Here is a 13,008-nt window from a genome sequence, read left to right on the forward strand (position 1 = left end):
CTGGTTCCTGCTGCGAAGAGGCTGATGTCCCGTGACTGATTCCCCATCGTTCCACCCGATGCGCCGCCGCCTGCTGCAGGCGCTGGCCGTGACCCCGCTGCTGGCCTGCTCGGCCAACGGCCCGGCGCGTGGCCCCGGCCCGTGGACGGCATGGCAGGTGATGCGTGCGTCCAGCGTGACCCCGGACGGCCGCATGGTCGACCACAACAACGCCGACCAGCGCTCGACCTCCGAGGGCCAGTCCTACGCGCTGTTCTTCGCGCTGGTGGACAACGATCAGCCGCTGTTCGACCGCCTGCTGCGCTGGACCGAGGACAACCTCGCCGGCGGCAGCATGACGCAACGCCTGCCGGCCTGGTTGTGGGGGCGCGATGCCGCCGCCAATGCGTGGAAGGTGCTCGACGACAATCCCGCCAGCGACTCGGACGTGTGGCTGGCCTACACCCTGCACGAAGCCGCGCGGCTGTGGAAACGCCCGGCGCTGCGGCAGACCGCCGAGGCGATGCTGGCCGCGATCCAGGTGCAGGAACTGGTGGATGTGCCGGGCCTGGGCACGATGCTGCTGCCGGGGCCGATTGGGTTTGCGACCGAAGATACCTGGCGCTTCAATCCCAGCTACGTACCGTTGCCGCTGCTGCGCCGGTTCGCCGCACTGGACCCGACCGGGCCGTGGACGACCGTGATCGGCAACAGCGTTCGATTGCTGCGCGATACCGCGCCGCACGGCTTTGCGCCGGACTGGACCGCGTGGCGCGACGGCGGTTTCATCGCCGATCCGGACAAGGGCCCGCTGGGCAGTTACGACGCGATCCGCTGTTATCTGTGGGCGGGCATGACCGCGGTCAACGATCCCAGCTTCCGTCCGGTGCTGGAGGCCCTGCATGGCCCGCTGACGGTACTGCGCGATGGCCAACCCATACCCGAGAAGGTCAACACGCTCACCGGCGTGCGCGAGGGCACCGGCAACTACGGCTTCCATGCCGCCTTGGTGCCCTACCTGCAGGCGCAGGGCGAAGCAGACCGCGCAAAGGCGATGGTTGCCGGCCTGCCAACGCCGGAGCAGCAACGCGCCGCGCCGCCGCGCTATTACGAGCAGGTGCTCAGCCTGTTTGCCCTGGGCTGGTACGAAGGCCGTTATCGCTTCGCCGCCGATGGCCAATTGCGGCCGTCCTGGGCGTGATCCGCCGCCTACCGACCGCAGCTCGGTAGGCGCACCCTCATTCCAGCGCGTAACGCAGCACGAACAACCCGGCCACCAGCCATACCGCCGGGTGCACCTCGCGCCAGCGCCCGGTGCCGGCCTTGAGCACCGCATACGCGATGAAGCCGAAGGCCAGGCCATTGGCGATGGAGTAGGTGAACGGCATCGCCAACGCGCACAGCGCGGCCGGCACCGATTCGGTCAGGTCGCCCCAGTCCACATCGACCAGCTCACGCAGCATCAGCCCGGCCACGAACAGCAGGGCAGGGGCGGTGGCGTAGCCGGGCACCATCGCCGCCAGCGGCGAAAACAGCAGCGCGGCCAGGAACAGGGCGGCTACCACCAACGCGGTCAACCCGGTGCGGCCACCGGCCTGCACGCCCGAAGCGCTCTCAGCGAAGGCGGTGGTGCTGCTGGTCCCGAGCAGCGAGCCGGCCACGATCGCGGTGCTGTCGGCCAGCAACGCGCGGCCGAAGCGCTTCTGTGCGCCCGGTAGTTTCAGCAGCCCCGCGCGACCGACCACGCCGTACAGCGTGCCGGTGGCATCGAACACTTCCACCAGCACGAACACCAGCACCACCTGCAGCAACACCGCGATCGGCGCGCCGCCGTTGTGGTGCAGCAACCCGGGCAGGTCCAGCTGCAGGAAGGTGGGGGCCAGGCTGGGCGGCAGCGACACCAGCCCATGGAACTGCACGTCACCGAGCAGCCACGCCGCGCCGGTGACGGCCAGAATGCCGATCAGGATCGCGCCACGCACCTTGCGCGCTTCCAGGATCGCAATCAGCAGGAAGCCAGCCAGTGCCAGCAGCGGCGGCGCGGTGTTGAGCGGACCGAGTGCGACCAGCGTGTCGGTGTTGGCGATGATCACCCCGGATTTCTGCAGCGCGATGATCGCCAGGAACAGCCCGATGCCGGCCACGATCGCCGCACGCAGCGAGGGCGGGATGCCCGCCACCAGCCAGGCCCGCACGCCGGTGAGCGACAGCGCCAGGAACACCAGTCCGGATATGAAGACGGCGGCCAACGCCTGCTGCCAGGGCAGGCCGGCCGCGCCGACCACGGTGAAGGCGAAGAAGGCGTTCAGGCCCATGCCCGGGGCCATGCCCACCGGGAAGTTGGCGGCGAACGCCATCACCAGCGAACCCAGTGCCGCGGCCAGGCAGGTGGCCACGAACACCGCGCCCGGGTCCATCCCGGTGGTGGCCAGGATGTCCGGATTGACGAAGACGATGTAGGACATCGTCAGGAAGGTGGTCAGCCCGGCCAGCACCTCGGTACGCACGGAGGTGCCGTGCTGCTGGAGCTGGAAGACGCGTTCGAACAGGGACATCGCAGATCTCTCGTGCCGGGGGCGCACTGCCTCGCCCAGGCGGACCTGCGGGTGCGTCGTGTGGCGGGTTAGAAGTGGTAATTCATCTTCAGCGTAACGCTGCTGTAGTCGGTATGGAAGCTGCGGCGGGCCGCATCGGGGTAGTTCGGATCGTGCAGCTGCACCGGGCTGGAGCCCAGGTTGGTGTAGCGGTACTCCACGCCGGCGGACAGGCGCTCGTTGAACCGCACCAGCACGCCTGCACCGACATTGACGCCGGTGGAAACATGGCGGGCGCCGGTCTCGAATTCCGCCACGCGGCAGCCGTTGGTTTTCTCGACCAGCGATGTGTCGCAGCCCAGCGTGTATTCCTGGCGGGCCACGGTCACGCCGGTGGTCAGGTAGGGCAGCACCGGGCCGACCGCATAGCCGAGCATCAGGTTGACCGACCCCGACCGGGTCACCGCGTCCTTGCCGTAGTACGGGCTGTGCGGGTGGTGTTCGCGGTCCTTCCAGTCGCGGTCGATGCTGCCGATAGCGAGGCTGCCTTCGATGCCCGTCACCACGTTGCTGTCGAACTGCCAGGTGCGGCCGGCCTGCACGCCGCCGGTGAACCCGCGCGGGCTTTTTTCAGAGGCGTTGGCGTTGCTGCGGTCCTGGCTCTTGCCTTCTGCATGGCTCGCCTGGACGCCCATGTAGCGGCCTTCCCAGTTCGCCGGCGCCGCCGCGGCGGTGCCCGACAGCAGCAGGGCTGCCGTACTCATGACCAGTGCTTTCATTGGTGGTTTCCTACGTTGACCGCGATTGCAGGGTGCAATTGCGTGGGGTGCGTAGGAGACCTGAAGTCGTTATCTATGGATATGCAATTAATTGCATTCTGGTGCCTATGGCCAGCGGTGGGTACCGACCGGAATGTAAAACGGCCGCGCAGTGCGCGGCCGTCGGTGAAGCGTCACGACCAACGGTCGTGATCTGCCAGGTTACTTCAGCGCCTTGAAGCGCAGGCGCTTCGGTGCGGCGTCGTCGCCCATGCGGCGGCGCTTGTCTTCTTCGTACTCGCGGTAGTTGCCCTGGAAGAACTCCACGTGCGAGTCGCCTTCGAACGCCAGGATGTGGGTCGCGATGCGATCCAGGAACCAGCGGTCATGCGAAATCACGAAGGTGTTGCCCGGGAACTCCAGCAGCGCATCTTCCAGCGCACGCAGGGTTTCGATGTCCAGATCGTTGGACGGTTCATCGAGCAGCAGCACGTTGCCACCCTGCAGCAGGGTCTTGGCCATGTGCAGGCGGCCACGCTCACCACCGGACAGCGAGCCGACCAGCTTCTGCTGGTCCTGGCCCTTGAAGTTGAAGCGGCCGATGTAGGCGCGCGACTGGATCTCCACGCCATTGATGTTGAGGATGTCCAGGCCGCCCGCGATTTCCTGGAAGACGTTGTGGTTGCCTTCCAGCGCGTCGCGGCTCTGATCCACGTAGGACAGCTTGACGGTCGGGCCGACCACGATCTCGCCGGTGTCCGGTTTTTCCTGGCCGGTGATCATCTTGAACAGGGTCGACTTACCGGCACCGTTGGGGCCGATGATGCCGACGATCGCGCCACCCGGCACCAGGAAGTTGAGGTTGTCGAACAGCAGGCGATCACCGAACTTCTTGGAGACGTTCTTGAACTCCATCACCGCATTGCCCAGGCGCTCGCCCGGCGGAATGAAGATTTCGTTGGTCTCGTTGCGCTTCTGGTAATCCACCGACTGCAGCTCTTCCAGGCGGGCCAGACGGGCCTTGCCCTTGGTGCGGCCACCCTTGGCGTTCTGGCGCGACCACTCCAGTTCCTTCTGGATCGCCTTCTGGCGGGACTTTTCCTGGTTGTCTTCCTGACGCAGGCGGTCGTCCTTCTGGGTCAGCCAGTCGGTGTAGTTGCCCTTCCACGGAATGCCGCGGCCGCGATCCAGTTCCAGGATCCACTCGGCGGCGTTGTCCAGGAAGTAGCGATCATGGGTGACGGCCACGACGGTGCCGGTGTAGCGCGCCAGGAACTGTTCCAGCCATTCCACGGACTCGGCGTCCAGATGGTTGGTCGGTTCATCGAGCAGCAGCATGTCCGGCTTCTGCAGCAGCAGGCGGCACAGGGCCACGCGGCGCTTTTCACCACCGGACAGGGTGCCCACGATGGCTTCCCACGGCGGCAGGCGCAGCGCATCGGCGGCCACGTCCAGCTGGTTTTCCAGGGTGTGTGCATCGCCGGCGGCCAGGATCGCCTCCAGGCGCTCCTGTTCCTTGGCCAGCTTGTCGAAGTCCGCGCCTTCCTCGGCATAGGCCAGGTAGACGGCGTCCAGCTGGGCCTGGGCCTGCAGCACTTCGCCCACGCCTTCCTCGACCGATTCACGCACGGTCTTGGTCGGGTCCAGCTCCGGTTCCTGGGCCAGGTAGCCGACCTTGATGCCGGCCTGCGGGCGGGCTTCGCCCTCGAAATCGGTGTCCACGCCGGCCATGATCTTGAGCACCGTCGACTTGCCGGAGCCGTTCAGGCCCAGCAGGCCGATCTTGGCACCCGGGAAGAACGACAGCGAGATGTCCTTGATGATCTGCCGCTTGGGCGGGACCACCTTGCTGACGCGGTTCATGGTGTAGATGTATTGCGAGGACATGAGGTCTCCGAAGGCGCAACCCTGCGCCCGTTCCGGACGGAACAGGAACAGATGGAAGAAAAGGATGCCCCGATTATAGCCGGAAGCGATCAGTGCCGCCGGGAGCCACGAGCCCCGGGGCTTGCCGCCGCCTGAATGCGGGGTCAAAGCGCTTGAATTGGAAACCGTTTCCAGCCGGAGACCGTTCAGACGGCGTGCGCATGATGGAGCCATCAACCCACCAAGCGAGGCCAATCATGCGCATGAATCGATTTGTGGTCGGGGCCGTCGCCTCGCTGCTGGCCTTGGGCACCGTGGCCCCGGCCTTCGCCGATGACCATCGTGGCCGCGGTCACGACCGCCGGGAGTGGCGTGATGACCGCCGCGACAACCGCCACGATCGCCATGACCGGCACGATCGTCATGACCGTCGCGAGGTCCGCCACGACCGCCGTTACGACCCTCGCTACGACAACCGGGGTTACTACCGTCCGGGCCCGCCGCCGCCGCGCGTGGTCTATCGCCCGGCCCCGGGCTACGGCTCCTACGGCTGGGCGCGCGGCCACCGTTACCGCGAGTACTACGGCGGCCCGGTGTACGTGGTGAACGATTACAGCCGCTACTCGGTGCGCCGCCCGCCGCGTGACCACCACTGGATCCGCGATGATCGCGGCAACCTGCTGCTGGTCGCCATAGCCACCGGGATCATTGCCGACTACGTGATCAACCGGTAAGCCCGCCGGCAGGCGCGCTTGACGGCCTGGACGGCGCCCTTCGGGGCGCCGTTCCGCGTTCCGGGGCCGCGCGCCGGGATTGGTCACCCCGCGCCGCGGGGACTACAATCCAGAGCTCGCGCTGTACCCCCTCTGCCTGCCTGGAGTAACCGATGTTCCCGCGTGACGTCCGCATCGAAACCTACGATCCCGAACTGGCCAAGGCCATCGCCGCCGAAACCCAGCGCCAGGAAGACCACGTCGAGCTGATCGCCAGCGAGAACTACACCAGCCCGGCGGTGATGGAAGCCCAGGGCAGCCAGCTGACCAACAAGTACGCCGAGGGCTACCCGGGCAAGCGTTACTACGGTGGCTGCGAGTACGTGGACATCGCCGAACAGCTGGCCATCGACCGCCTCAAGCAGCTGTTCGATGCCGACTACGCCAACGTGCAGCCGCACAGCGGCTCGCAGGCCAACCAGGCCGTGTACTTCGCGCTGCTGCAGCCGGGCGACACCATCCTGGGCATGAGCCTGGCCCATGGTGGCCACCTGACCCACGGTGCCAAGGTCAATGCCTCGGGCAAGCTGTTCAACGCCGTCCAGTACGGTGTCGACGAAGCCGGCCTGATCGACTATGACGAGGTCGAGCGTCTGGCCCTGGAGCACAAGCCGAAGATGGTCGTCGCCGGTTTCTCGGCGTACTCGCAGGTGGTGGACTGGGCGCGCTTCCGCGCCATCGCCGACAAGGTCGGTGCCTACCTGTTCGTGGACATGGCGCACGTGGCGGGTCTGGTTGCCGCTGGCGTCTACCCGAGCCCGCTGCCGCACGCCCACGTGGTCACCTCCACCACCCACAAGACCCTGCGCGGCCCGCGCGGCGGCATCATCATCGCCAAGGGAGCCAGCGAAGAACTGCAGAAGAAGCTGCAGTCCATCGTGTTCCCGGGCATCCAGGGCGGTCCGCTGATGCATGTCATCGCCGGCAAGGCCGTGGCCTTCAAGGAAGCGCTGGAGCCGGGCTTCAAGGCCTACCAGCAGCAGGTGGTCAAGAACGCCCAGGCGATGGCCAACACGCTGATCGCGCGCGGCTACAAGATCGTTTCCGGCGGCACCCAGAACCACCTGATGCTGGTCGACATGATCGGCAAGGATGTCTCGGGCAAGGATGCGGAAGCCGCGCTCGGCCTGGCCCACATCACCGTCAACAAGAACTCGGTACCGAACGACCCGCGTTCGCCGTTCGTGACCTCGGGCCTGCGCCTGGGTACTCCGGCGGTCACCACGCGCGGTTACGTGGAGCAGGACTGCGTGGATCTGGCCAACTGGATCGCCGACGTGCTCGACGCCCCGGCCGATGAGGCCGTGATCGCCCGCGTCCGCGACGCGGTCAGCGCGCAGTGCCGCAAGTACCCGGTTTACGGCTGATATGGGCGAGGGCCGGCAACGGCGTACCTACGCAGTGCTGGCCCTTGTCTGCGGCATCGTGGGGATGGCCGGCGGCGGCACGTTCGCCGCCATCGGGGTCTGGGTCGCGTTCCTCGAACCGACCTATCTCGATCGCGCCTCGCGCCTGTTGATCGGGGGCTGGGGAAGTGCGGGCCTGATCGGAGTATTCGGCTGGCTATGGTTGAGCAGCCGCTATCTTCGAGCGGGACGCACCGGCCTGCGTGACAGCGGGGCCTGGCCATGGGCTGCATTGGGCCTTGGGGGGATGGCCGCCGTGGCAGTCGTCGGCATGGCGTTCTGGCAGGCCGCCGCCAGTCCAACGGCGCTGGTCCTGCTGCTGGCGGGGCCGCCGCTGCTGCTGCCGGCGGTCATGCTGGTGCGGCTGCGGCGAACGCAGGGCACCTGACCGGATGCAGGCCCATCGCACACAGCGGCGCATAGTGCTTTCGACGGCGCCTTGCCCGCGGCCGTCGCGCGCCTGATGGCAGGCCTGCCGCTGTTCTCCTGTACGGCGCACCTGCTGTGGTTGCGTCGGCGCGCCACCTAGACAGGGCTGGACTCTCCCCCCGTCCATTTGCTGTAGCCGGTCCCTCTCAGGTACCGTTGCGACGCTGCCGTGACCGCGGCATGACGTTTTCCCGATGTAAGGCGTTCCATGTACTGTCCGTTCTGCCAGCATGCCGACACCCGTGTGATCGATTCGCGCGTCTCTGAAGACGGCGCGACGATCCGGCGTCGCCGTGAGTGCGAGGCCTGCAACGAGCGCTTCAGTACCCTGGAAACCATCGAACTGAAACTGCCGGCGATCGTGAAAAGCGATGGCAGCCGCGAGGCCTTCGATGCCCGCAAGGTCCGCAGTGGTTTCGACCGCGCGCTGCAGAAGCGCCCGGTTCCCGAAGACAAGATCGAGCTGGCGGTGCGCGCGGTGATGCAGCAGGCGCGTATCTGTGGCGAACGCGAAATCCCCTCGATCAAGGTCGGCGAGTTCGTGATGAACGAGCTGCGCAAGCTCGATCATGTCGGCTACGTGCGGTTTGCCTCGGTGTACCGCAGCTTCGAAGACGTGGCCGATTTCCGCGAAGAAATCGAGAAGCTCGAACGCGAGCTGCCCTCCAGCACCGAACAGCTGCAGCTGCTCGGCGATGTGATCGCGCTGACCAAGAAAAAGAAAGGCTGAGCCTGCGCCGCATCGCGGCCACCACGGCTGAGCTACCATCGCGGCTGCCTGCCGCCGGACGCTCACCGCCATGACTGAATTTACCGCTCTCGACCACCAGCACATGGCGCATGCGCTGCGCCTGGCCGAGCGCGCCGCGTATACCGCGCGGCCCAACCCGATGGTCGGCTGCGTGATCGCACGCGATGAGGGGGTGGTCGGCGAGGGCTGGCACCAGCGCACCGGCGGTCCGCACGCGGAAGTCTTCGCACTGCGCCAGGCCGGTGAACAGGCCCGCGGTGCCACCGCCTACGTGACCCTGGAGCCATGCGCGCACCACGGTCGCACGCCCCCGTGTGCACTGGCCTTGATCGAGGCAGGGGTGACACGCGTGGTGGCGGCGATGCGCGATCCTTTCCCGAAGGTCGATGGGGGGGGCTTCGTGCTGCTGCGCGACGCCGGCATCGAGGTCGCCGAAGGGTTGATGGCTGCGCAGGCGCGCGAGCTCAACCACGGGTTCCTGTCACGCATCGAGCGCGGCCGCCCGTGGGTGCGGGTGAAGCTCGCGGCCAGTCTGGACGGGCGTACGGCGATGGCCGATGGCCGCTCCAAATGGATCACCGGTGCGGCCGCCCGCGACGATGTGCAGTACTGGCGTGCGCGTGCCGGTGCGATTCTCACCGGCGCGGCCACCGTGTTGGCCGATGACCCGATGTTGACCGTGCGGCTGGCCGATACCGAGGTATTGCCGCCCTTGCGGGTGGTACTCGATGCACGCCTGCGCTCGCTGGAGTGCGCGCGGGTGCGCGAGGGCGGGGCGCCGACCTTGTACGTGCATGACGCCGCGGTCAGCCCGCCGGACGCCGCCGATGCGGAGTTCGCCAGCGTGCCCAGCCATGACGGTCGTCTGGATCTGGGCGCGGTGTTGGCGCTGCTCGCCGAGCGCGGCATCAATGACGTGCATACCGAGGCCGGCGCCACCTTGGCCGGCGCGTTGCTGGCCGGCGGCTGGGTCGACGAACTGTTGCTGTACCAGGCGCCCACGTTGCTCGGTGAGCATGGGCTGCCGCTGCTGTCCGGCCTGGGTATCCACGCGATGGAACAGCAGCGCCGGCTGCGCGTGGTGGACAGGCGCCAGGTGGGTGAGGACCTCCGCCTGTTGCTGCGCCCATAAAAAACGGGCCCCTTGCGGGACCCGTTCGATCATGGCGCGGCGCGGACGCCGCAGCCCGATCAGTAACCGACGTGTGTGCGCTCCTATCCACGGGGCGCAGCACTCAGCGGAATAGCTTAACACTTATTTAACTTAAAGCCCCCAGTCAGGGTGCCCTGTTACACTAGCCGCGCCGGTTCGCCGGTACACAAACGTCTTCAGGGCGGGGTGCGATTCCCCACCGGCGGTAGGTGCGCAAGCACGAGCCCGCGAGCGCTTCCCGGTCCTCGGGAAGGTCAGCAGATCCGGTCCGATGCCGGAGCCGACGGTATAGTCCGGATGAAAGAAGACGGTGCGGCCGGGCCTTGGTGCTCGGCGTGCACCTATATGCCTTGCGGCGTTTTTCGCTCACTTTCCGCGGAGAACGTTCCTTGTTTACTGGAATCATCGAAGGCGTCGGCCGTCTGGCCGCACGCGACACCCTTGGCGGCGATGTCCGCTTTACCTTTGACGTGGGCACCCTGCCGTTCGAGAACGTGCAGATGGGCGAGAGCATCGCCATCAACGGGGTCTGCCTCACCGTCATCGCTTATGACGCCACCCGCTTCCAGGCCGACGCCTCGACCGAGACGTTGGGCCTGACCACGCTGGGGCAGCTGGCCGACGGCGCCGTCATCAATCTCGAACGCGCGATGCGCCCGACCGATCGCCTGGGGGGTCATCTGGTCAGCGGCCATGTCGATGGCCTGGGCCAGGTGTTGTCGGTGCATGACGATGCGCGTGCCCAGCGCTGGCGCTTCGCCGCGCCGGCCGCGCTGCTGCGCTACATCGCCAAGAAAGGCTCGATCTGCGTGGACGGAGTCAGCCTGACCGTCAACGAGGTGGACGAGCAGGGCTTCGAGGTCGCCCTCATCCCGCACACCGTGGCCAACACCGCCTTCGCCGCAACGGCCGTGGGCAGTGCGGTCAATCTTGAAATCGATCTGGTCGCCCGTTACGTCGAACGTTTGTTGGGTGCAGGAGCACGCGCATGAATTTCGCCCCCATTCCGGAGATCCTGGAAGACATCCGCCTCGGCCGCATGGTGGTCATCGTCGATGACGAAGACCGCGAGAACGAAGGCGACCTGATCATGGCCGCCGAGCTGGTCAAGCCGTCGGACATCAACTTCATGGTCACCCATGGCCGTGGCCTGGTGTGCCTGCCGCTGACCCGTGAGCGCGCTGCCGATCTCGGCCTGGCGCCGATGGTCCAGGCCAACACCGCGCAGTTCCAGACCAACTTCACGGTCAGCATCGAGGCCGCCGAGGGTGTCACCACCGGTATCTCGGCCTACGACCGTGCGCACACCATCCGCACCGCGGTAAAACCGGACGCCAAGCCGGCCGACCTGCACCAGCCGGGCCACATCTTCCCGCTGATCGCCCAGCCGGGCGGCGTGCTGACCCGCGCCGGGCATACCGAGGCCGGCGTCGATCTGGCCATGCTGGCAGGCCTGGAGCCGGCTGGCGTGCTGGTGGAGATCCTCAACCCCGACGGCAGCATGGCGCGCCGCCCGGAGCTGGAGGTGTTCGCCCGCGAGCACGGCCTGAAGATGGGCTCGATCGCCGACCTGATCGCCTACCGCCTGGCCACGGAGAAGACGGTCGAGCGTGTGGACGAGCGCGAGATCGAGACCGAGTTCGGCCCGTTCACGCTGGTCACCTACCGCGACCGGATCGCGCACGACCTGCACTTCGCACTGGTCCGCGGCACCCCGGATGCCGAGCCGACCCTGGTCCGGGTGCAGGTGGAAAACCCGCTGGCCGACCTGCTGCACTGGCGCCGCGATGATTTCGGGGTGGCCTCCACCGATGCCCTGCGTGCCATTGCCGCCGCCGAGCGTGGCGTGATGGTGGTGCTGTCGGCGCCGCGCGACACCAACAGCCTGCTGGCCCGCCTGCGCCAACAGCCGGTGCCGGTGGTGCCGGGCAAGGACAAGGACGTGAGCCAGTGGCGCCGCAACGGGGCCGGGGCGCAGATCCTGTCCGACCTGGGCCTGGGCAAGCTGCGCGTGCTGGGCACCCCCCGCCGCCAGATCGGCCTGGCCGGGTATGGCCTGGAAGTGGTCGAGACGGTGGAGAGCACTTCATCGCCTGCGCGCTGACGCCCCACGATCTGCTTCGCAGATCACGGGCGCCTCTTAACCATCATCCAGACCCCCGCCGCTTCGCGGCAGCCCCCTGACTCTCAGGGGGCTTTGGCCCCCGACCCGACCCATAACGCATGGCGACCCGGCTACACGCGGCCATGCGCTAGAATATTCACCTATTAAATGGACCCCACGCCGAACATGAGCCATTACGAAGGCGACCTCCGTACTCCGGAAACGGCCCGTTTCGCCATCCTCGCCAGCCGCTGGAATGCCCGCATCACCGACGTGCTGGTGGCCGGTGCGCGGCAGAGCCTGGCCGGCAACGGGATCGACGAGTCCGCCATCGACGTGATCCGCGTGCCCGGCGCATGGGAACTGCCGCTGGTCGCTGCGCGTCTGGCGGCGGCCCATCAGCATGCCGCGATCATCACCCTGGGCTGCGTGATCCGCGGCGATACCCGCCATTACGAACACGTGGCCGACCGCTGCGCCGAAGGCCTGATGCGCGTGCAGCTGGATTTCGGCGTGCCGGTGCTCAATGGCGTGCTGGCGGTGGAACGGGCCGAGGATGCCGAAGCCCGCGCGGGGGGCAGCCACGGCAACAAGGGGGAGGAAGCCGCACTGACGGCGTTGGAAATGGTCAATCTTCTGGAGCAGCTGCCATGAACAAGTCAAACCCGGGCAAGCCCTCCGGTAAGCCCGTTCGCCGTGATGGCGTCGACCCCGTGCTGCGTTCGCGCGCCCGGCGTCGTGCGCTGCAGGCGATCTACGCGTGGCAGATCTCCGGTGGCAATGCGCAGAGCGTGATCGCCCAGTTCGCCCACGAACAGGCCCGCGAAATCGCGGATCTGGCTTACTTCGAAGCGCTGGTGCACGGCGTGCTCGACAACCGCAAGGATCTGGACGCGGCGATCGATCCGTACCTGGATCGCGGCATCGAAGAAGTGGATGCGATTGAACGCGCCGCGCTGCGTGTGGCTGCGTATGAAATGCGTTACCGCCTGGACGTGCCGTACCGCGTCGTGATCAACGAAGCGATCGAATCGGCCAAGCGTTTCGGTTCCGAACACGGCCACACCTACGTCAACGGTGTGCTGGATCGTGCCGCCGTGGAATGGCGCAAGGTCGAATCGGGTCACTGACCCGCCGGTGGCAATGAGCCGCCGGTGGTAATGACCCGCCTGGTAGTGGCGGGGGGGGGGGGGGGGGGCCCCCACCAGACGGAGAGAAGGTGAAGCGGCCGCCGGGACAACCAACCCCCCCACGC

Annotated in this window: 13 protein-coding genes and 1 riboswitch; of the genes, 10 read left to right on the forward strand and 3 right to left on the reverse strand. The window is 67.2% G+C overall.

The window, feature by feature from the left end; translation table 11 throughout:
- Positions 1-31: 31 nt before the first annotated feature.
- Positions 32-1,180, forward strand: a complete 1,149-nt coding sequence (gene bcsZ / locus ABE483_RS07230; RefSeq protein ID WP_346481416.1) for a cellulose synthase complex periplasmic endoglucanase BcsZ — start codon at positions 32-34, stop codon at positions 1,178-1,180.
- Between the two features lie 37 nt (positions 1,181-1,217).
- Here the strand turns inward: bcsZ and ABE483_RS07235 are convergent, their stop codons facing one another.
- The 3 genes from ABE483_RS07235 to ettA all read right to left on the reverse strand — a co-directional run bounded on the left by ABE483_RS07235 (position 1,218) and on the right by ettA (position 5,158).
- Complete coding sequence (locus ABE483_RS07235; RefSeq protein ID WP_313219998.1) at positions 1,218-2,534, reverse strand: NCS2 family permease; 1,317 nt, start codon at positions 2,532-2,534, stop codon at positions 1,218-1,220.
- 68 nt (positions 2,535-2,602) lie between these two features.
- A complete protein-coding gene (locus ABE483_RS07240) occupies positions 2,603-3,277 on the reverse strand; it encodes an outer membrane beta-barrel protein (RefSeq protein ID WP_346466160.1) in 675 nt (224 codons plus the stop codon).
- Between the two features lie 216 nt (positions 3,278-3,493).
- On the reverse strand, positions 3,494-5,158 hold the full coding sequence (gene ettA / locus ABE483_RS07245; protein ID WP_121042662.1) for an energy-dependent translational throttle protein EttA: 1,665 nt from the start codon (positions 5,156-5,158) through the stop codon (positions 3,494-3,496).
- A 236-nt stretch (positions 5,159-5,394) separates the two neighbouring features.
- Between ettA and ABE483_RS07250 the strand changes: the two genes are divergently transcribed.
- The 9 genes from ABE483_RS07250 to nusB all read left to right on the forward strand — a co-directional run bounded on the left by ABE483_RS07250 (position 5,395) and on the right by nusB (position 12,883).
- Positions 5,395-5,871, forward strand: a complete 477-nt coding sequence (locus tag ABE483_RS07250; RefSeq protein ID WP_265309649.1) for an RcnB family protein — start codon at positions 5,395-5,397, stop codon at positions 5,869-5,871.
- A 152-nt stretch (positions 5,872-6,023) separates the two neighbouring features.
- Complete coding sequence (gene glyA / locus ABE483_RS07255) at positions 6,024-7,277, forward strand: serine hydroxymethyltransferase (RefSeq protein ID WP_070471705.1); 1,254 nt, start codon at positions 6,024-6,026, stop codon at positions 7,275-7,277.
- 34 nt (positions 7,278-7,311) lie between these two features.
- Entirely contained in the window at positions 7,312-7,704 is a 393-nt protein-coding gene (locus ABE483_RS07260) for a hypothetical protein (protein ID WP_313209289.1), read from the forward strand.
- A 249-nt stretch (positions 7,705-7,953) separates the two neighbouring features.
- Entirely contained in the window at positions 7,954-8,475 is a 522-nt protein-coding gene (gene nrdR, locus ABE483_RS07265; protein WP_019182518.1) for a transcriptional regulator NrdR, read from the forward strand.
- Positions 8,476-8,545: 70 nt separating this feature from the next.
- Positions 8,546-9,628 (forward strand): bifunctional diaminohydroxyphosphoribosylaminopyrimidine deaminase/5-amino-6-(5-phosphoribosylamino)uracil reductase RibD, encoded by a 1,083-nt coding sequence (gene ribD, locus ABE483_RS07270; RefSeq protein WP_346481417.1) that lies wholly within the window; start codon positions 8,546-8,548, stop codon positions 9,626-9,628.
- A gap of 189 nt (positions 9,629-9,817) precedes the next feature.
- A riboswitch (FMN riboswitch) is annotated at positions 9,818-9,962 on the forward strand.
- Positions 9,963-10,038: 76 nt separating this feature from the next.
- Positions 10,039-10,641 carry a riboflavin synthase gene (locus tag ABE483_RS07275; RefSeq protein ID WP_070426607.1) on the forward strand — a complete coding sequence of 201 codons (603 nt, stop codon included), beginning with the start codon at positions 10,039-10,041 and terminating at the stop codon, positions 10,639-10,641.
- A complete protein-coding gene (gene ribB, locus ABE483_RS07280; RefSeq protein ID WP_346481418.1) occupies positions 10,638-11,753 on the forward strand; it encodes a 3,4-dihydroxy-2-butanone-4-phosphate synthase in 1,116 nt (371 codons plus the stop codon). The genes ABE483_RS07275 and ribB overlap by 4 nt, the downstream gene beginning before the upstream one ends.
- 186 nt (positions 11,754-11,939) lie before the next feature.
- On the forward strand, positions 11,940-12,407 hold the full coding sequence (ribH, locus tag ABE483_RS07285) for a 6,7-dimethyl-8-ribityllumazine synthase (RefSeq protein WP_313209297.1): 468 nt from the start codon (positions 11,940-11,942) through the stop codon (positions 12,405-12,407).
- Positions 12,404-12,883 (forward strand): transcription antitermination factor NusB, encoded by a 480-nt coding sequence (nusB, locus tag ABE483_RS07290; protein WP_313209299.1) that lies wholly within the window; start codon positions 12,404-12,406, stop codon positions 12,881-12,883. The genes ribH and nusB overlap by 4 nt, the downstream gene beginning before the upstream one ends.
- Positions 12,884-13,008: the final 125 nt, after the last annotated feature.

The organism is Stenotrophomonas sp. TWI602, from assembly GCF_039674045.1.
Taxonomy (GTDB): Bacteria; Pseudomonadota; Gammaproteobacteria; order Xanthomonadales; family Xanthomonadaceae; genus Stenotrophomonas.

Bases quoted from the DNA above. Each gene is read 5' to 3' on its own strand.
- ABE483_RS07235 (WP_313219998.1), bottom strand. From the start codon at position 2,534: ATGTCCCTGTTCGAACGCGTCTTCCAGCTCCAGCAGCACGGCACCTCC.
- glyA (WP_070471705.1), top strand. From the start codon at position 6,024: ATGTTCCCGCGTGACGTCCGCATCGAAACCTACGATCCCGAACTGGCC.
- ABE483_RS07240 (WP_346466160.1), bottom strand. From the start codon at position 3,277: ATGAGTACGGCAGCCCTGCTGCTGTCGGGCACCGCCGCGGCGGCGCCG.
- ABE483_RS07250 (WP_265309649.1), top strand. From the start codon at position 5,395: ATGCGCATGAATCGATTTGTGGTCGGGGCCGTCGCCTCGCTGCTGGCC.
- ribH (WP_313209297.1), top strand. From the start codon at position 11,940: ATGAGCCATTACGAAGGCGACCTCCGTACTCCGGAAACGGCCCGTTTC.
- ribB (WP_346481418.1), top strand. From the start codon at position 10,638: ATGAATTTCGCCCCCATTCCGGAGATCCTGGAAGACATCCGCCTCGGC.
- ettA (WP_121042662.1), bottom strand. From the start codon at position 5,158: ATGTCCTCGCAATACATCTACACCATGAACCGCGTCAGCAAGGTGGTC.
- nrdR (WP_019182518.1), top strand. From the start codon at position 7,954: ATGTACTGTCCGTTCTGCCAGCATGCCGACACCCGTGTGATCGATTCG.
- nusB (WP_313209299.1), top strand. From the start codon at position 12,404: ATGAACAAGTCAAACCCGGGCAAGCCCTCCGGTAAGCCCGTTCGCCGT.
- ribD (WP_346481417.1), top strand. From the start codon at position 8,546: ATGACTGAATTTACCGCTCTCGACCACCAGCACATGGCGCATGCGCTG.